At 41.8% G+C, this 18,116-nt stretch carries 16 protein-coding genes; 3 read left to right on the top strand and 13 right to left on the bottom strand.

What is annotated here, in order from left to right:
• Positions 1 to 7: 7 nt before the first annotated feature.
• From BLQ87_RS19515 to BLQ87_RS19525, 3 genes are all read right to left on the bottom strand, one after another.
• Positions 8 to 3,394, bottom strand: coding sequence for a TonB-dependent receptor (locus tag BLQ87_RS19515; RefSeq protein ID WP_172664935.1), 3,387 nt, complete (start codon positions 3,392 to 3,394; stop codon positions 8 to 10).
• Between the two features lie 305 nt (positions 3,395 to 3,699).
• A complete protein-coding gene (locus BLQ87_RS19520) occupies positions 3,700 to 4,863 on the bottom strand; it encodes a FecR family protein (protein WP_172664934.1) in 1,164 nt (387 codons plus the stop codon).
• Between the two features lie 82 nt (positions 4,864 to 4,945).
• Positions 4,946 to 5,545: an RNA polymerase sigma-70 factor gene (locus BLQ87_RS19525; RefSeq protein WP_074610141.1), complete on the bottom strand. Its 600-nt coding sequence runs from the start codon at positions 5,543 to 5,545 to the stop codon at positions 4,946 to 4,948.
• Between the two features lie 504 nt (positions 5,546 to 6,049).
• Here BLQ87_RS19525 and BLQ87_RS19530 point away from each other — a divergent pair.
• A complete protein-coding gene (locus BLQ87_RS19530) occupies positions 6,050 to 6,937 on the top strand; it encodes an alkaline phosphatase family protein (protein ID WP_074610143.1) in 888 nt (295 codons plus the stop codon).
• A 34-nt stretch (positions 6,938 to 6,971) separates the two neighbouring features.
• On the opposite strand, the gene BLQ87_RS19535 is transcribed toward BLQ87_RS19530, so the two are convergent.
• A complete protein-coding gene (locus BLQ87_RS19535; RefSeq protein WP_074610145.1) occupies positions 6,972 to 7,364 on the bottom strand; it encodes a DoxX family membrane protein in 393 nt (130 codons plus the stop codon).
• 97 nt (positions 7,365 to 7,461) lie between these two features.
• Between BLQ87_RS19535 and BLQ87_RS19540 the strand changes: the two genes are divergently transcribed.
• Positions 7,462 to 8,313 carry a helix-turn-helix domain-containing protein gene (locus BLQ87_RS19540; RefSeq protein ID WP_074610147.1) on the top strand — a complete coding sequence of 284 codons (852 nt, stop codon included), beginning with the start codon at positions 7,462 to 7,464 and terminating at the stop codon, positions 8,311 to 8,313.
• Between the two features lie 50 nt (positions 8,314 to 8,363).
• Here the strand turns inward: BLQ87_RS19540 and BLQ87_RS19545 are convergent, their stop codons facing one another.
• The 8 genes from BLQ87_RS19545 to BLQ87_RS19580 form a co-directional block, all read right to left on the bottom strand.
• The gene (locus tag BLQ87_RS19545) at positions 8,364 to 9,878 is read right to left on the bottom strand and encodes a glycosyltransferase family 39 protein (RefSeq protein ID WP_074610149.1); all 1,515 of its coding nucleotides are present in this window, start codon (positions 9,876 to 9,878) and stop codon (positions 8,364 to 8,366) included.
• A gap of 68 nt (positions 9,879 to 9,946) precedes the next feature.
• Positions 9,947 to 10,708: a metallophosphoesterase family protein gene (locus BLQ87_RS19550; protein ID WP_074610151.1), complete on the bottom strand. Its 762-nt coding sequence runs from the start codon at positions 10,706 to 10,708 to the stop codon at positions 9,947 to 9,949.
• Between the two features lie 165 nt (positions 10,709 to 10,873).
• Positions 10,874 to 11,752: a universal stress protein gene (locus BLQ87_RS19555; protein ID WP_074610153.1), complete on the bottom strand. Its 879-nt coding sequence runs from the start codon at positions 11,750 to 11,752 to the stop codon at positions 10,874 to 10,876.
• Positions 11,753 to 11,921: 169 nt separating this feature from the next.
• Complete coding sequence (nrdF, locus tag BLQ87_RS19560; protein ID WP_074610155.1) at positions 11,922 to 12,905, bottom strand: class 1b ribonucleoside-diphosphate reductase subunit beta; 984 nt, start codon at positions 12,903 to 12,905, stop codon at positions 11,922 to 11,924.
• A 36-nt stretch (positions 12,906 to 12,941) separates the two neighbouring features.
• Positions 12,942 to 15,032 carry a class 1b ribonucleoside-diphosphate reductase subunit alpha gene (nrdE, locus tag BLQ87_RS19565; protein ID WP_074610159.1) on the bottom strand — a complete coding sequence of 697 codons (2,091 nt, stop codon included), beginning with the start codon at positions 15,030 to 15,032 and terminating at the stop codon, positions 12,942 to 12,944.
• Positions 15,033 to 15,036: 4 nt separating this feature from the next.
• The gene (gene nrdI / locus BLQ87_RS19570) at positions 15,037 to 15,399 is read right to left on the bottom strand and encodes a class Ib ribonucleoside-diphosphate reductase assembly flavoprotein NrdI (protein WP_074610160.1); all 363 of its coding nucleotides are present in this window, start codon (positions 15,397 to 15,399) and stop codon (positions 15,037 to 15,039) included.
• Positions 15,400 to 15,421: 22 nt separating this feature from the next.
• Complete coding sequence (locus BLQ87_RS19575; protein ID WP_074610162.1) at positions 15,422 to 15,664, bottom strand: thioredoxin family protein; 243 nt, start codon at positions 15,662 to 15,664, stop codon at positions 15,422 to 15,424.
• A 262-nt stretch (positions 15,665 to 15,926) separates the two neighbouring features.
• The gene (locus BLQ87_RS19580) at positions 15,927 to 16,193 is read right to left on the bottom strand and encodes a hypothetical protein (RefSeq protein ID WP_074610164.1); all 267 of its coding nucleotides are present in this window, start codon (positions 16,191 to 16,193) and stop codon (positions 15,927 to 15,929) included.
• Between the two features lie 94 nt (positions 16,194 to 16,287).
• On the opposite strand from BLQ87_RS19580, the gene BLQ87_RS19585 reads away from it, so the two are divergent.
• Positions 16,288 to 16,911, top strand: a complete 624-nt coding sequence (locus BLQ87_RS19585) for a GyrI-like domain-containing protein (RefSeq protein WP_074610166.1) — start codon at positions 16,288 to 16,290, stop codon at positions 16,909 to 16,911.
• A gap of 16 nt (positions 16,912 to 16,927) precedes the next feature.
• On the opposite strand, the gene BLQ87_RS19590 is transcribed toward BLQ87_RS19585, so the two are convergent.
• Complete coding sequence (locus tag BLQ87_RS19590) at positions 16,928 to 18,010, bottom strand: calcium:cation antiporter (protein WP_074610167.1); 1,083 nt, start codon at positions 18,008 to 18,010, stop codon at positions 16,928 to 16,930.
• Positions 18,011 to 18,116 lie beyond the last annotated feature (106 nt).

The raw sequence follows: 18,116 nt of genomic DNA on the forward strand, positions 1-18,116 counted from the left end.
TAATAAATTACAACCCAATATTAATACCCATTGTCCATACCTTCTGTTGTGGGTAATACTTTCCAGCTCCCCCACCGGCAATTTCAGGATCCAGGTACTTTACCTTACTGATGGTGAGGGTATTTTGCCCGGCTATAAATACTCTTGTGTTTTTTATCCCGATCTTATGTGTCAGGGTTTTACTTAAAGTATAGCCAACTTCAAAATTCTTAAGCCTGACATAAGTTGCGTCTCTAAGCCAAAATGTCGAATTAAGTTTATTGTTAGCAGTTCCGTCCACAATCGTAGATGGGAATTCACCTGGAATCCATTTGCTGTTAGGATCATAGATATCTTCTCTGTGCCAGCGGTTTGTCAAAAATGAAAACGCACTGGCATTATTAGAAAAAGGATAAGTTAAATCACCAACTATATTAAAATTAAAGTTAGTAGCACCCTGAAACAATAATGATAAATCAAAACCTTTATAGCTCAATCCTAAATTCAGACCGTAAAAGATTTCAGGGACACTTCCACGTCCGATAATGGTTTGGTCTTCTCCGTCAATAATACCATCACCATTGATATCCTGATAACGAATATCACCTGGCAAAAGGGTTTTGTTACCACTGCCATCTTGTTGCGGAGCCTTATTAATTTCTTCCTGTGATTGGAATTGCCCCGTTGCCACATAACCTCTATATAAATTATTCCATCGGTTGCTATTGTTATTAAGCCAATTTGCCAATGCACTGGTATTGGGTGCTCTTTCTAAATAACCGTTTTTTGTGCGCGTAAAGGAGAAATTAGGCGAAATGGTATAGCTCCAGTCGCCAACCTTGTTTTTGTGGGTTAATACAAGCTCAAATCCCCTTGTATTATCAGAATTCAGATTTTCTTGTGGTAAGCTCGCACCAAAAGTATTTGGAAGACTTAGCATCCGTGTAGCCAATAAACCCGTTCTTTTGCGATAAAACACGTCAATTTCGGCACTTAAAAGCCCCTTCCATAAGGATAAATCAAAGCCAATATTGGTCGTTGTAGATTTAAACCAGGTAAGTAAAGGATTTGTCAGCCCATTACTGCTTAAACCTAAAATCGGATCAGTACCAAAGATATAAGTTCCATCAGGGTTAGGGTATCTGTAGCCATTTAAATACTGAAAAGGTTTAATGTAATTAGCAGCCCCCGAATCATTACCTCCGTCATCGCCCACTTTACCCCAGGATACACGTAACTTTAAGTTATCAATAGCGGATATACTTTTCATAAAACCTTCTTCACTAATGCGCCATCCGGCAGATAGATTAGGAAAAAAACCAAAGCGTTTATCGGGTTGAAACTTATAGGTACCGTCGTATCTAAAACCAAATTCGAACAGATATTTCCCTGAATAATTGTAGTTTAACTTTCCAACGTACCCTAATCTGGCTATTTCTGCTGAAGAACCATCACTTTTTTGATTTTTCCCTGTGCCGGCAAATAACTCATCAATACCATCTATCAGAAATTCCCGGTAGGCGTTAAAATTAGATGAATTGTTTTGCTGGCTTTCGAATAAGCCCAGAGCGGTAATGGCATGTTTTCCAAATTTTTTATCGTAGTTTAAAGAAACCTGAAAAAGCGGGGCATTAATTTCCAATGTAGACTGTGTTAATCTGCTTGGATCATTCCCGGTATAGTCTGCATTATACATCTGATTTTCAGCATCATAAGAATAGAGGAAGTATTTTTTCAAATAGTTTTTATTATTTTCATTTGTATTTTGGTACGAGAATAATGCTTTAGCCTTTAAACCGTCGACATTAGGTATTTCATAGGTTAAATTAGCGATGGCCGAAAAGTACTTTTTCCTATAGGTATCATAACCAGAAAAATCTTTATTCATCAGCAATATCGTCTGCCCGGTTTCGTAGTTTGACTTAGAAAAATAGTCAGGATTATTATTGGCATAGATCGCATTTGTAGGAAACTGTTTTGAAATTCCGCTCATCAAAATGGCGGCAGATACCCCCGGGTAATCACGATCTTCTAAAAAGCCGCTAAGGTTTAAGCCGGCAGTTAAGCCTTTTCCAATTTTCGCCTCTACATTACTTCTAAAGTTATATCGCTTTACTTTGGTGTCATCACTTTTCCACATCCCACTCTGGTTTAAATAACCCAGGCTAAAGAAATACTTAACATCCTCATTTCCGCCATCTATATTCAGATTATGCTGCAATTGCGGTGTATTGCGTCGAATAGCGGCATCAAACCAATCAGTACCCGGTAACGTTCCGTTTTTATACTGCGCTACCTGCTCTTTTGTAAATGGTAATGATAAGGTTGTGGAAGGGTTATTCTTTTTAATCCAGGCATTTACGGCAGCTTCGTTTCGTAATTCTGCAAATTCTGCTGCATTAACAAATTTCGGATACCTGGTATTAGATTGAATGCCATAGTAAGTACTGTAATTGATTCGGGTTTTACCAATTGCACCTTTTTTGGTGGTGATTAATACGACACCATTGGCTGCACGAACACCATAAACTGCTGCCGATGCATCTTTTAAAATCGTAAAGCTTTCAATTTCGTTCGCATCGATTTTAGAGAAATTGTCTGAAGGAACTCCGTCTACAATAATCAGGGCATTACCAAACCCCCGAATATCTATACCACTGCCATCGTATCCTGGTTCGCCGGTACGTTGAGTTGCCCTAAGTCCGGCTAAACGGCCAACCAGCGCGTTGCTCAAATTAGCCACCGGAGATTTCACCAAATCCTTACCTTCCACAGTCGATACAGAACCGGTTACAGAAACTTTCTTTTGCACTCCATAGCCCACAACAACCATTTGTTCTAAAGTGGAGATCGCTTCATTCATGACTACGGTCATAAACCTTCCATCTGCTTTTCTCTCCTGATTGGAAAAACCTACAATTGAAAAGAGCAATATGGAAGAATTGTCTCTCACTTCAATAGTAAACTCCCCCATATTATTTGTGGATGTCCCCTTCGCAGTACCCTTTTCTTTTATTGAAACATTGGGAATTGGCTCACCTTTTCCATCTTTTACGACACCCTTTATGGTGATATCCTGATGATGATTTACCTCCTCCGGAACCTCCTTCCGATGATGCCTATCAATTTGGTTAATGACAATCGTATGGTCTTCTATGGTATAAGAACCATGCTCAGTTCGAAGGATGGCTTGCATGACCTCGTCCAAAGTTGCGTTCTTAAATGCAACATCGATCCTTTTTTCATCGTTAATTTTACGATCCGCATAGAAGACATTATATCCTGTCTGGCGGGTAACTTCTTCAAAGACCTGTTCGACTCTGACATTTTTCATTACAAAATTCACCTTTTGGGCCAGACTTGAGCCACTGACCTGCATCAGGGTGAGTATAAGTATTAGTGTTGTTAACTTCATCACTAATAGGATTTTTCGCAGCCGCATTCGTAAGCCAGCTACGTTGTTTAAAACATATAAATTCATAGATTTGCATGGTTTGGGTTATACAAGGAATTGTCACAGATTTTTACGCCGATCTTAAGTCGGCGAGGGTAGCTCAAACTATGGGCATGGAAGTGTCAGAAGCTTTCATGCCTTTTTATTTGGCCCCTTTTACGTTCAGATCAACATCATAGTTTTTTTTTCATGTTTCTAAGGTTTGGTTAATATTAAATTTTTAAGGTTTAGTTTATATTCAGGATTATTTAGTCAAATAATTAAGTTTACCTGGTCACGATCACGCTTCTTCCTTCCACTTTAAAGTTTGCTTCGCCCGTTAGTGCGATACGCTTTAACACTTTTTCAAAGTTGTCAGCTTTGCTCAGCGTACCACTGAACGTTTGCTGTTTTGCCGCTTCATTCTCGTACACGATATCGACGTCATACCATCTGCCTACTTTTCGTAACAGACTTTCCAGCTTCTCCCTTCTGCATCTAAATTTACCGTCCTTCCAGGCGACGGCCAGGGAAGGGTCAACCTCCTTAACCTCCAATCGGTTGGTATGGCCGGTCATTACAGATTGCTGGCTGGGCTTTAAGAATACGCCGTTCACTTTGATACTTCCTTCGACCAATGTAGTTTTAGTATCCTGCTCGTCCTGATAAGAATTGATGTTAAAGTGTGTCCCTAAAACAGTGACCTGCTGGCCCGCGCTCTCTACCACAAAGGGGTGCGCTTTATCTTTTGTAACCTCAAAATAAGCTTCGCCCAGCAGCTTAACCCTCCGCTCTCCATTTACCATAAGCGCAGGAAGATAGGTTAAACTTGAAGCGGCATTGAGCCAAACACGTGTTCCATCAGATAAACGAACCTGATATGTTCCGCCACGTGGCGTGGTAATGGTTAGTAATTTTGTACCATTAAGTGCGCTGACCGGACTACCATCATTATATTTAACCTGAGAAGCGTCCATTACAAGCCCGCTTTGTACGTCACTAAGCCTTATTTTTTTACCATCGGCAAAGCTGAGTATAGCCACATTTTTACCGGGTTTAATTTCCCTCGCTGATAAAGTGGTAATAACCTGGTCTTTTTTAAGATTAGCCGGTGTTTTAAAGAAATAAACAGCAAAGCCAATTAATGCAATTATCGCTGCTACTCCGGCTACCCATTTTTGCAGCTTTCTTACCGGAGATATTGTGTTAGTCCTTCTGAGCTCATTTTTCACCTTCTGTAATGCCAAATCTGAATTATAGACTTTAAATGAAAGATTTGCCGCATTTAAGTTCTTCTCGTCGCATATTCTTTCGAAAACATTCCGGTTTTCCTGGTCTTCTTCAATCCAGGCCAAAAGTAACTGAAGTCTCTGCTCCGTCAGCTGCGCCACGAGGTAGTCTGAAATCAGATCTGATACTTGTAATGAATTATTAATTTCTTCCTTCCTCATCTGTTGCATCAACTGGTTTTAGGGCTGATTAAACCATAACAGGAAGGTTTCGATTTTATCTAAAAGAATTAAAAATATTTTTTCAGAACTGAGCTAAGGTAAGACCAAGACACAATATCGCTATATTCAGGTCTTCATTGGAGAGTTGTCTGCGCAGAAGGAGGAGTCCTCTCATTTTTTGATTATTAACAGTGCTGATACTGACGTTTAATTTTTCTGCGATTTCCTTTGGCGTTTTGTTCTCACGAAAGGTCATTGAAATCACTTTCCTGCACTGCTCCGGCAAGGCATCCACCGCAAAAAACAACTTCCTGACTACTTCGGCCTGAATTATTGATTCTAGTACGGTAGCGTCCGATTGCACTCCCCCATGAATTAAAGAATCCTGATATTTAGTACGCACTTTCATTTTCTCCAGCTCATTGAAACAGGAATTGCGTACGCAGACATACAGAAAAGACCGCAGATTTTGCAGCGTTTTGAAGCTCTGATGATGATGCCATAGTGCAATTAATGCATCCTGGGCCACATCTTCTGCCTTATTGATATCCCCCAATATATTTTGGGCGAAATAACAAAGTGAATTGTAAAAACGCTTAAAAATCTGGTCGTAACAAGACCTCTCACCGGATTCAAAGAGCCGGAAGAGTTCGTCATCAGAAAGCGGATGGTGAGCAGTCATTTATACTGGGTGATACCTGATTTAAATTAATGCAATGATCAGCTAAAGTAGAAAAATAATTAGATTTAGCAATCGATTGCCTGATAATTGTTATCTCCGTGTTCCATAATCATTAAAAATCAGGAAACGGTGAATTTAATCTTAGCGATCTCAGAGATAAGTCTCTAAATAACAGATACACAAGTTTTAGCAGCACCTGGTCAGATGACCAGCATAAAATATGATTTGGAACTCATTCCAGTCATCGGTATTCCCCAAAAATTGCAACTATCCCCAGATCCTCTTTAAAAGCGTTTTGCACTACGCAAAAAAACCGCTTACTTTTTCCCTGCAGTAGCGCTGAAAATAAATCACAATGTTTAATTAAACTAAACATTAAAACATATATATTTAACATTTCAAGAAAGCAGCAGGACAACATCTAGATTTGAGGTCGACATGAAAAGTTGTTTTGTTTGCTGTAAATGAAGAAAAATCAAGTATAAACCACAAAGAACAACACAAATGAAAAAATCAATTATTTCTTTTTGCCTGCTTTGCATCAGCATAAGTTTACAGGCGCAGGTAAAGAATGTTAAACACGTCGTACTGATTGGCTGTGATGGTTTCGGGGCCTATGCTGTTCCTGACGCTAAAATGCCAAATCTGAAAAAGCTGATGGAGACCGGTGCATCCAGCCTGAAAGCAAGATCTGTCCTCCCCTCTTCAAGTGCCGTAAACTGGGCTTCCATGCTGATGGGTGCCGGACCAACCGAGCATGGTTATACCGAATGGGGAAGTAAAACTCCCGAAATCCCTTCTGCCACCACCACAAAATACGGCTTGTTTCCTTCTATTTTCAGCGTGATCAGAGACCAGAAGCCAAATGCTAAAACCGCAGTGATTTACAGCTGGCCGGGAATTGGCCCCTTAGTAGAGAAGGATGCCATCAGTATTGTAGTTCCCGGAAATGATAAAGACGATTTCTGTGCAGATACCGCTGCAACGATCATTAAAAGAGACAAACCATACTTTACTTTCCTGCACCTGGATGAGCCAGATCATACCGGTCATGAGATTGGTCACCGGACGCCTGCCTATTATGAGCAATTGCAAAAGGTAGATGCAAGGATTGGAAAAATTGTACAGGCCGTAAAAGATGCGGGCATAGAAAAAGAAACGATCATCATTGTATCGGCCGATCATGGCGGTACAGGAAAAGGCCATGGAGGCAAATCGCTGGATGAGGTGCAGATCCCATGGGTGATCAATGGGCCCGGCATCAAGAAAAATCATCAGATCAAAGATGTGATCATCACTTATGATACCGCAGCGACCATTGCCTGGATTCTCGGACTAAAAACACCACAAAGCTGGCGCGGAAAGGCTGTTGCAGACAGCTTCAGCAAATAAAATTATAGTAAAAGGAGCAAAATTGCTCCTTTTTTTATTTCCGGATATACCGATCCAAAGACCAGCTGTCATAAGGAATGAACTGAATCAGTAACGCAAAAAAGGCGAGGTGAATCAATTGGGATGGAATCGCCTCCCAGTTTTCTACCATTGCAGTTCCCAAAATCAGGATCAGCATGATCCAGCCTCCGGCAAGTAAGGCCTGCTTTGTAAATAAGCCGAGCAATAACAACAACCCAACTGTAAATTCGGCAATGGGCAAGGCATAACTAAAGGGAAGCACCAATACCTTAGGCAGCATTGATTTCTCGAAGCTCCCCAACATCCAGTTGCTAAAGGCAGCAAGCTTAGGGAGCCTGACCAGGCCATGTCCAAACATGCTGGCAGCAACGCCTAGTCTCAATAATAAAAAAGTGGTAGTATTCATTTGTTTATCTTTTTGAATAAATTTGACATCACAAAATTGAAGAGAATAAACAAGTAACTATTGTACAATCATTGGATTGATTTGTAAGTTTACAGGAATGGAAATAAAGAATTTACATCAGCCATTTGAGCTGCAATACCTGGAATTGACCAGTTATTCGGCCAGGGAACATAAGAACACCTTTTTTGAAATGGTATTTATCCTCGATGGAAAGGGAATACAAAGCATCAACAGTCATCAATTACCCTATAGTGCCAATAAGTTATTCTTAATCTTTCCTCAGGATACACATGGCTTTGAAATTCATTCCCCCACCCGTTTCTTTTTTATCCGTTTTAATGAAAGCTATTTAAAAAGCCTGAACAAAGAATGGATTCAAAAACTTGAATTCCTGTTTCATAGCCACAACCACTTGCCAGGCTGTATTTTAAACAACATTTCCGATAAGCCCTTAATCAGGGCAATCGTAGAGTCATTAATCAGAGAACAGCAAGATCCCCGGTCACATGATGCAGAAGTCATCAAACAACTCATCAATACCGTCATCACCCTTGCAGCAAGGAACCTGAGTATGGATACCCATGCTTCCCTAAAGGAAGTACCGATAAATTATCCGATTCCGTTATTGAATTACATCCATCAGCACATCTACCTTCCGGAACAGTTGAGGGCAGCAAATATGGCGGCTCATTTTAACATCTCTCCCAGCTATATCAGCGAATACTTTAAAAGCAAAACCGGAGAAAGCCTGCAACAATACATTTCGGGATACCGGTTAAAGCTCATTGAAACCCGTCTCCGTTTTACTGATATGCAGATCAATGACATTGTCTTCGAATTCGGCTTTACAGATGCCAGCCACCTAAACAGGGTATTCAAAAAGCATACGGGACTGAATCCTTCGGAATATAAAAAAATGAACCATTATAAATCAGAAACAGCCCCTTAGACACTACCAATCCTGCTGGAATACCAATATCTGCTTGTTTTTCCATGCCACTACTTGTTTCTTATTTTTTCAATCCGCTCCCTCAGGATCTTGTTATAATCAAGATCGGTTTCCCTCAATACATAAATGACCGTCCCATATTCCCTGGCGAATTTATTGCGGACCTCCCCTGCCTTCACAAAACCTGGGGGAATATCTTTATCATTTTCCTTTTCTTTAACCGCAATGATATGTTTGATCTTTTTATCCAGTTGAAACCAGTTTACATAATCTGTACTAAAAGAAACCGCATTGATCTGCTTAAAATCTGAATAATAATTAATTGCCCCCGCCTCTCCATAGTTATTACAGATGACCAGCGTATGTTCCGGATCCGGAAAGCTCCGATAGATTGAATCTACCTGATGTGCAAGCTCTTTCCAGCCCAGCATATCGGCAAAATCCTGGGGAAGGTCATGCTGCAAACCATCTTCCCACCTCAATAGCCCGACTTTTTTAAAGATCTCAGATTTTGCCACGATCTGCTGAGGCTTCAGCACCGGGTAAGCAAACCTAAAGGTCAGGAGATACACCAAAACCGGTAAAAGCAGGACTACAATTTTCAGATAGCGCTTCCAGCCATTGTCTAAGATTAGCCCGAGATAAACTGACCCAAAAGCCACCAATACCGGATACAAACCGGCCGCATAATAACCTTTAGACCTGAACCAGGTAAACAATGCAAGCGTAAACATAAAGCTCAGCGCCACCCAACTGTGGTTCCGGAAAGGTCTATGCCTGATGATCCCTACAAATGCTGCAACCAGGATGAAAAGAATTCCGATGTAATACAGCAACTGTTCTTTTAGAAAGTCAAACCTGTTGATCTTATCGAGTTGGGTTGCACTTAATTCTTTCATATGCCTGACTACCGGGAAATCATTTTGGTATTGCCAGATCAGATTGGGTGTAACGATCAGAAGCGCCATTAATGCCCCATAATAGAGATGCTTACTTCTAAAAATCACACGCTGACTGGAGATCGCTAAAGCGGGAGTTAATCCGGCCAGTAAAAACACAATGCTGTATTTGTTCAGGAATCCAATGGCAAATGCGAGCGCCACAACATAAATAAACCAGGATTTCCCGGTATGGAGATATTTCAACAGAAAGAAATAAACAGCAGTCCAGCTCAGGATATCGAAAGCATTAGGCTGAAAAAGCAAGTCGAGCCTGGCAATGGCACAAGCCAGTAAAGCAACTGCCGACAGCACCCTGGCATACAGTCCTCCATTCAGCTCTTCCACGATCTTCCAGGTAAAAATCAGCGTTGCCGCCCCTATTGATGCAGAAATCAGGCGAACCCAAAAGACACCACCTCCCAACAGCATGATCAGATAAGCGAAAACAGAACTCAATGGTGGAACAGACTGAAAGCCCCAGGCCATATGCCTGGCCTGATCTAAATGCAGGTATTCATCCCGATGCAATTCATAAACAGGATTGATCAGTATAAATGGCAGTGCCAGTTTCAATAGCACAAAAAAAGAAAGACACCATAAAGGCAAGTTTTTAACTTTCGTCATCTGGCATTTGACCTATCTTTATTAAAGATATTACAGTTTTACCAGAAAAAACTATGCGCGGATAGATTTTAAACCTGTGGCCTCTGCTCTAAAAAGTCGGCATAGAAATCAGGTACCGCACTATTCCTGATCCCTTCAATAGTTTCAGCAATTGGGTACGATACTTTACGAATAACAGGAATGATCCCTTCCAGGCCTTCCTCTTCTATCCGATCCGATATATTTAGCTGCAGATAACAGGCCTTACGGTCAGTTTCTTTGGACCGGCCTACAGAACCGGCATTCATCATTAACTTATTCTTAAAGGCTGCATCTCCCGGTAAGTACCGGATAAAGGAAAGGTGGGTATGTCCGGAGACCATCACATCTGCAGCCTGATCGTCCAGCATTTTCGTCAATGCCTTTTCCTCATGCTGTTCATAGATATATTCTTCATTGCTTTCCGCACTTCCATGAACGAGCAAAATCGAAACCGGTCCAAATGCCAGCCTGATCGTTGCCGGCAAACCTGCCAGAAATTCTTTGTTGGCTGCAGTAAGGGTTGATTTGGTATGGTTAATGGTATTTAATCTGGCCTCTTGCTCCTCCTTACTATGTTTACTCAATGAAAACACAGGATGGTCAAAGGCAATCCGCTCATCGTGATTTCCCATAAGGGTTGGAATTGCCCGGCTCCGGATCAATGCCGTGACCTCATTATTCCAGGGTGCTCCGTCGGTTAAATCTCCCAGGCAATAAATTGCATCTGCCTGAAACAAATCGATATCATCCAGGACCGCTTTCAGCGCTGGCAGATTCCCATGAATATCACTAATAACCGCTATTTTCATTGTTTATTCCTAATCTTATGTACAAACCGGCCTAATTCCACTTATGCTCGCAAAGCTACATTTTATGGCCATTTTAGGCGACAAAATATAGCTTTGCTACAAGATTACTACAGAATTCAGGCTTATCTTTCGGGAAAAGAATTCAATTTTTGATTTCTTAACCGTTTACAGGAAAACCGGAGTTTCGGAAGGAAATACAAGCAAGGGGAGCTTTAGGTGTCCGGCCATTTTTTTGGTCCGGCTACCTTCAAATATACGCTGCATGAAATGATGCCTGCGGTGAACCATCGCCAGCAAATCAATAGCCACATGCTCGGTAAGCCAGTTTAAACCCTCATCCACGCTCATATCTTTAACATGACGATAGTAAATCTTCGGATAGTTGACCTTACAGGTCACTTCGTTTAAAAAGGCATCGATCTTATCCTGATGAACATCGGAGTTAAAACCAACCGGAGTAACGTGAACAATCAGGATTTCTGCATTAAAGGGCCGCGCAAAAGCACTAAGGGAATGGATCAGTGCAATATCTGCTTCGCTGAGGTCAGTGGCAAATGCAATCTTTTTTATTCCCTTGAATTCTGCTCCAGGTGGCACCAGCAGGATTGGAAAGTCCGCATGATCCATCAGCTCTCTGCTGCTGCTCCCCAGAAAAAACCGGCTTAATGCCCCTGCTCCGGAAGTCCCCATCACTACCAAACCAGCCTTTTCCTTCTTCAATTGCTGCTTCACCACTTCTCTTAAAGTTCCAATTTCCGCAGCATAATGAACAGGGTGCTGCTCATTGGCAGCAGGAACAAGGGGGCCATTCTTGGTTTGCAGCTCGACTGATAACTTCCCTAAGTTCTCGTTTCCCTCCTTTTGAAGCGTTGAATAATCCATTAAAGGCCAGGCCACCTGTTGCCCCATCGCTGCTTCCACAGGCAGCATAATGGCATAACATAACTTCAGATCTGCTTTTATACCTTTTCCAAGTTGAAAAGCATAATGTGCAGCATTGTTTGCTGCAGGAGAAAAATCGGTTGGGATCAGCATCGTTTTCATCGGAATATGTTTTAATTATGAAACATAAAGATCCGCATTAAAGTAATATAAAAGAATGATTATCATCACTTTAAATCCTAACCGCCTGCATATTTGACATAAAAAAATCCCGTTTCTACTCCACAAAAAGAGAAGTAAAAACGGGATCATGATGCGTAACTAATCCGCGTTAAAACACGGGTTCTGCTTCCACCTGAAAATCTTCGTCCCTCAGGTAAACGACTTCCATACTTTTTTCGTAGTTCGTCGACTTTTTGGAGAAGAAATCATGTTGCGTAGTATCTACGTTTAAGCCATTCAGGACGATAGAATTCACTGCTTTTACTTCAAATAATTCTTCAAAACCTAAATTCATCATGGCCTTATTTGCATTGTAACGCACATATTCTTTTACATCCGCAGTAAGGCCCACTTCTGTATATAACTCATCTGTATACTTTAATTCATTTTCATAAAGTTCCATCAGTAGTTTCACGAGCTCTTCCTTGCTTTTCTCCGGGTTAGGAAGTTTTTTGTACACATCCTGGGCCAGTAAACCTACAAAAACACCATGAATAGATTCGTCAGCCACGATTTTTTTGATGATGTCTGCGCTCGCTACCATCTGCCCTTGTCCGGCCAGCCATAAAGGCATGAAGAAACCGCTATAAAAAAGGAAGGATTCTAATAATACCGAAGCCGCCAGTCCCATAAACAGCGTTTCATCGCTCACTTTATTGGCATCGAGATTTCTGTAGAATTTATCTATCGTTGCTGCTTTAAACTGCAACAGCTTATTGCTTTCCACCCATTCAAACAATTCGTTGATCTCGGCAGTACTGTTTACCGTGGTAAAGATCGTAGAATACGACTTGGCATGAATGGCTTCCATCATACACATAAAGGAAAGCACTGCTTTATTTTGCAGGCCATCGATATGGTCCAGCAACTTCGGCATCCCGGTATGACTTTGCAGGGTATCCAGTAAGGTTAAACCGCCCAGGGCTCTTTTATAGGCCTGCTGAATTTCCGGACTTAAAGACTTCCAGCTGTCGATATCTTTAGAAGGAATGTATTCGGTATCTACCCAAAACTGACGCAGGTTCTGTTCCCAAAACATGCCGGCATAATCATTCTCAGGGGTATTCCAGTTTACTGCTTTATATTGATTCATAGCTAAATTTAATAAGGTAATTGATCTTCCTGCGGACTACACCGAGCAGGATACACATTCATCAATGGAAGCTTTCCGCGTCCGGGTATAGTACAAGGATTTAAGTCCCATTTTATGCGCATAGATATAATACTTCGCAATATCGCGGGTACTGTCTTTTGTATTGGTATGTAAAATGGTAGAAATCCCCTGATCTACGTGTTTCTGAATCACAGAAATCAACCTCAACACATTCTTCTGATCCATATCATAGGCGGATTTATAGAAGAAATAATTGTCGTTATCCAGGTAAGGCATCGGATAATAAGTGGTACTATCGCCATACTCTCTCACCTCGATCACATCGACCACCGGCATCACCGAAGCAGTGGCATTCATGATATAAGAAGTAGACTGGTTAGGTGCAATGGCAAGCCTGTAGGCATGATACAGACCATGTGCTTTCACCTCATTCATCAACGTGGTCCAGTCGGCCACCGTAGGAATTTCCATCCCCTCAAATAAAGCGGCGATTTTATCATTTACCGGCGCAATGTCCTTAGTCAGGTATTGCGCAAAGTAGTTTCCATTGGCATATTCTGATTCTCCAAAACCTACAAAGGTTTCTTTTCGCTCCCTGGCAATCTCCATAGAACTCTGAATAGAGTAGAAATTGACCATCATAAAGAAAACATTACAGAAATCAAGCGCTTCCTTGCTTTCATACATGATGAAATTCTTGGTCAGGAAACCATGTAAGTTCATGGCCCCAAGCCCCACACTGTGCAATTCTTTATTTGCTTTCTGCACAGAAGGTACCATTGCAATATTGGTGATGTCAGAAACAATGGTCAGGGAACGCATGGCCGTAGAAACGGCTTCTTTAACCCTCTTATTCTCCATTACGGTAGCAATATTGAGTGAGCCCAGGTTACAGGAAATCCCATAACGGATCTGGTCCTCTTTTCCATAGATCTCAATATCAGAAACCTCAGACACCTGCATGATCTCTGTACAAAGGTTGGAGAACTTAATGTTTCCAATTCCTTTTAGCGCATGACCTTTATTCGCATTGCCTTTAAAGAACAGGTAAGGATAACCACTCTCTTTTTGGGTTTGCGCAATTTTCACCATCAGGTGACGTGCATTGATTTTCTTTTTCTTTACTAAAGGATTGGTAACGAGCTCCTCATACATCTCGTTCATATCCAACTCATCCAGATATTTGCCATACTGCTTATATACGGTATGTGGATAGAACAAATAACAAGCTTCATCCTTTTCTGCAAGCTCCATAAATTTATCCGGAACGATCACGCCGATCGACAGGGATTTAATCCTTACTTTCTCATCTACGTTGATCTTTTTGCAATCCAGGAACTCTTCAATATCCGTATGGAAGATGTTCAGGTAAACTGCTCCCGCTCCCGGACGTTGCCCCAGCTGGTTGGCATAAGAGAAGGTATCTTCCAGAATTTTCATAATCGGCAATACCCCTCCTGCGCGTCCTTCCACATCTTTAATAGACTCTCCTCTTGCGCGGACTTTAGAGATGTTAAAGGAAACACCGCCACCGATCGAGGAAAGCTTCATTGCCGAATCTATCGCATAACCGATACCGTTCAGGTTATCCCCGATCTCATCAAGGAAACAGGAAACGAGTTCTCCGGAACGCTTTTTACCGGAGTTCAGGAAAGTAGGTGTGGCAGGCTGATATTCCTGATTGATCAGCATTTCTGCATATTGTTTGGCCTGAGCAACATCCCCACGTCCAAGGAACAGGGAAACTGCCACCACACGGTCTTCATAACGCTCCAGGAATTTCTCCCCGCTATCGTCTCTCAAAGCATAACTCTGGAAGAACTTAAAGGCGCTCATGAAAGATTGGAACCTGAATTTCTTCGCATAAACCAGGTCATATACTTCTTCCATCTGCTCAAAGCTATACCACTGATAAAAATCGATGTAGTATTCCTGCTCAATCAGGTAATCAATCTTCTCTTTTAACGTATAAAAGAAAACCGTGTTTTTGTTTACGTAGTCCAGGAAATAAGAACGAACGGCTTCTTTATCTTTGTGGAGGCTGAATTCGTCGTCCTTTTTAACCATGATCTCATTGTTCAACAAGATCCATTTTTTAGTTACCATATCTTTAGCCTTCTATATTTTCTATAAATTTTTGAATGTCCTCTCCGGTACCGGAAAGCTCAAACTGCAGGAGAACCGGCAGTTTAAAAAGTGCAGAGATTTTTTTTGCTGCCAGCGCATAATTAGGGCCCCAGTTTTTATTTCCACTGGAAGAAATTGATTTGATCGAACTGCTGTTTTCTTCTAAAAAACGCATGGTCGAAACCGGTACTTCCCCAAAACCGGTCGTATAGGTAATCAGGTGTCCTTCCTCCATCGGTAAAGAGACCTGGTCAATCTTTTGAATCTTCCAGTCCCGGTGCAGCTTTAGCCGGTTCACAAAACGCTCCACATTGCCGGTCTTGCTATCGTAATAAATCCAGGTCATGAGGCAGGCAATAAAATCAATTTTAAACTGCTGCCAATGCAGACAACTCCTCCGGCTTAAAACCAATCACTCTGGAAAGCTCCTGCTCCTGTTCCAACAGGATCACCGTAGGTACAGAACGTACCCTGAATTGCATCGCCAGTTCCGGCTGATTAAAAGGATTGATGGTTTCATAAACCACCCCTTTTCTGTCCAGATATTCAGAGACCATATTACATGGGCTGCAATCGTCTTTTTCGAATTTGATTATTCTTTTAGTATTCATTTCGTAGGAATTAATGTTATTTCAAGCCCCCTGATGAGGTTTTATCGGAGTTCAAAAATGCAAAATATTGTTTAGATCAATTCTAAACGTTATCAACACCGGTGGAAAACTGTGGATAATTTATGACAGATACTTTACCGAAAAAACAGCTAAAATGAGTACACTCAATACAGGATGTTTTGTAAGCGGTTAGTATAAAGATTATTGAAAAAAAAAGCAGTAACATCGGGCGAATCCGAAGCTTTGCTCCTCATGATTTTTCTTAGTCTGTTTCTTCCAGATAGATCTCGTGGACTAAAAATTTTATCTTTTCCATTTTCTCCAAAAGATCTTCCACATCTTCAGAAAGAATGTGGTGGATGAGATCCCCTGTTTCCGGCATCTCAGAATTGGGAATCAATTCAAAAGCCTCGATGGAGCCTCTCAGATTCAGGTTGACAAGCTTGATATAATTCACGCCATTAGCGATCCAGTCTTTAAGAATAATGGCATCAAACTCTACATATCCTGCGATGGTTTCCTTTTTCATGGGGTAAATCTACGCATAATATCAGTTTTTTTGAGCAGACTGCCATAGGGTTGTCAGTTTCCCCAAATAGCTTAGCCTAACAAAACAACTAAAAATGGAAAAATTAGATTTAACAAAAGCGTATAAAGCCTATTATACCGCTACCCATCAGCCAGAGCTGATTGACATTCCCGCGGCCTCCTTTTTATCCATCACGGGAACCGGAGATCCTTCCGGCCAGCAGTATGCGGAGAAGTTACAAGCACTGTATTCGGTAGCTTATGCGGTTAAGTTTGCGTTTAAAGCCTTAGACAAAGATTTTACCGTAGCAAAACTGGAAGGTCTGTGGAGCTTTGACGAAAACAAATATGCGCATTTGAGCATGACAGAAGCCTCAGTTAAAGTCCCCAGATCAGAATGGAATTACAGAACGATGATCCGGATGCCGGAATTTGTGACCGCCGAACAGGTAGACATTGCCATTCAACTGGTGCTAAATAAAAAGCAAATATTGCTCGTTAGGGAAATCACGCTCTTCCAAATGACGGAAGGAAAATCGGTACAAATGCTCCATACCGGCCCTTTTGCCAATGAACCGGAAACATTGCAAATAATGATGGAATTCATACAATTGCATGGATTGAAGAAAAACGGACTCCATCATGAGATCTACCTTTCTGATTTTCGAAAAACAGCACCTGAAAAGTTGAGGACCATTTTAAGGGAGCCGGTTAAGTAAGCCATTTATTGACGCATCAGGGCGCTACAATTGTAAACAGATAAACTGCAAAAATGACCAGTAACACCACTCCCTGCAGGATATTTGTCCGCCCTGTGGCGAGTGAAAGCATGATGGTAAACTGAGAAAGCAACAACAACACTGTTGACTTCATGTCAATTCCCAGCGTGATCGTCATTCCGGTAACCATGGAAACGATCGCGACTGCGGGAATCGTCAGCCCGATACTGGCTAATGCCGAACCCAATGCAAGGTTAAGGCTCGTCTGTAAACGGTTTTTTCTGGCCGCCCTGTAAGCTGCCAGTCCTTCCGGAAGTAATACCACCGCGGCGATGATTACGCCTACCAAAGATTTTGGAGCTCCTGCTTTCAATACTGCATTTTCAATATCCGGCGCCAATGCTTTTGCGAGTAGAACGACCACACCCAGACAAACCAATAGCAATAAAGTACTCAGCAGAGCCACCTTTTTACCCGGAGGATCGGCATGTACATCTTCATTTCCATCTGCTTCAGGAGGAAGAAAGAAATCGCGGTGCCTCACTGCCTGTACCAACACAAAAGTTCCATATAAAACCAAAGAAATAACGGCCACAAACCCCAACTGAACGGGGCTATATTCCGGCCCTTGTATGCTGGTCGTATAGTTAGGCAGGATTAAGGTCAATACCATAATCGCAGTTAGCGTAACTAAAGCCGCACTTACCCCCTGTAAACTAAAAACCTGCTCTTTAAATCTTGCACCTCCCACCAACAAACACATGCCGATAATCCCCGTCAGGATGATCATTACTGCTGCCAGCACCGTATCACGGGCAAGGGCCGCAGTTTCCGGACCGCCGGTGAGCATCAGCGAGACAATTAAGGCAACTTCAATCACCGTAATTGCCAGCGCCAGCAATAAGGTACCATAAGGCTCACCTACCTGATGTGCCACCACTTCCGCATGGTGAACAGCAGCCAATACGCCCCCAATCAAAGCCACTGCAAGAACGATAGCATAAAGGTTACCCAGATCAAGGGACATACCAAAATAGGCTACCCAGGCTAAAATGGGTGCAGCAATGGTCCAGAGTGGAAGAGGTAGCTTTTGTTTCATAGAAGAATATATTAATTTACAACGGTTAAACCTAGTTATAGTTTTAAATAATCTAAAAAAGGGGGTATTTATACCCATTTATTCATTCGGGTATTTACGCGCACAA

Origin of the sequence: Pedobacter steynii (assembly GCF_900103665.1) — a bacterium.
In the GTDB taxonomy this organism is placed as follows: Bacteria; Bacteroidota; Bacteroidia; order Sphingobacteriales; family Sphingobacteriaceae; genus Pedobacter; species Pedobacter steynii.

Excerpts from the sequence above, each read along its gene's own strand:
- BLQ87_RS19515 (WP_172664935.1), bottom strand. The coding sequence starts at position 3,394 with ATGAAGTTAACAACACTAATACTTATACTCACCCTGATGCAGGTCAGT.
- BLQ87_RS19520 (WP_172664934.1), bottom strand. The coding sequence starts at position 4,863 with ATGAGGAAGGAAGAAATTAATAATTCATTACAAGTATCAGATCTGATT.
- BLQ87_RS19525 (WP_074610141.1), bottom strand. The coding sequence starts at position 5,545 with ATGACTGCTCACCATCCGCTTTCTGATGACGAACTCTTCCGGCTCTTT.
- BLQ87_RS19530 (WP_074610143.1), top strand. The coding sequence starts at position 6,050 with ATGAAAAAATCAATTATTTCTTTTTGCCTGCTTTGCATCAGCATAAGT.
- BLQ87_RS19535 (WP_074610145.1), bottom strand. The coding sequence starts at position 7,364 with ATGAATACTACCACTTTTTTATTATTGAGACTAGGCGTTGCTGCCAGC.
- BLQ87_RS19540 (WP_074610147.1), top strand. The coding sequence starts at position 7,462 with ATGGAAATAAAGAATTTACATCAGCCATTTGAGCTGCAATACCTGGAA.
- BLQ87_RS19545 (WP_074610149.1), bottom strand. The coding sequence starts at position 9,878 with ATGACGAAAGTTAAAAACTTGCCTTTATGGTGTCTTTCTTTTTTTGTG.
- BLQ87_RS19550 (WP_074610151.1), bottom strand. The coding sequence starts at position 10,708 with ATGAAAATAGCGGTTATTAGTGATATTCATGGGAATCTGCCAGCGCTG.
- BLQ87_RS19555 (WP_074610153.1), bottom strand. The coding sequence starts at position 11,752 with ATGAAAACGATGCTGATCCCAACCGATTTTTCTCCTGCAGCAAACAAT.
- nrdF (WP_074610155.1), bottom strand. The coding sequence starts at position 12,905 with ATGAATCAATATAAAGCAGTAAACTGGAATACCCCTGAGAATGATTAT.
- nrdE (WP_074610159.1), bottom strand. The coding sequence starts at position 15,032 with ATGGTAACTAAAAAATGGATCTTGTTGAACAATGAGATCATGGTTAAA.
- nrdI (WP_074610160.1), bottom strand. The coding sequence starts at position 15,399 with ATGACCTGGATTTATTACGATAGCAAGACCGGCAATGTGGAGCGTTTT.
- BLQ87_RS19575 (WP_074610162.1), bottom strand. The coding sequence starts at position 15,664 with ATGAATACTAAAAGAATAATCAAATTCGAAAAAGACGATTGCAGCCCA.
- BLQ87_RS19580 (WP_074610164.1), bottom strand. The coding sequence starts at position 16,193 with ATGAAAAAGGAAACCATCGCAGGATATGTAGAGTTTGATGCCATTATT.
- BLQ87_RS19585 (WP_074610166.1), top strand. The coding sequence starts at position 16,288 with ATGGAAAAATTAGATTTAACAAAAGCGTATAAAGCCTATTATACCGCT.
- BLQ87_RS19590 (WP_074610167.1), bottom strand. The coding sequence starts at position 18,010 with ATGAAACAAAAGCTACCTCTTCCACTCTGGACCATTGCTGCACCCATT.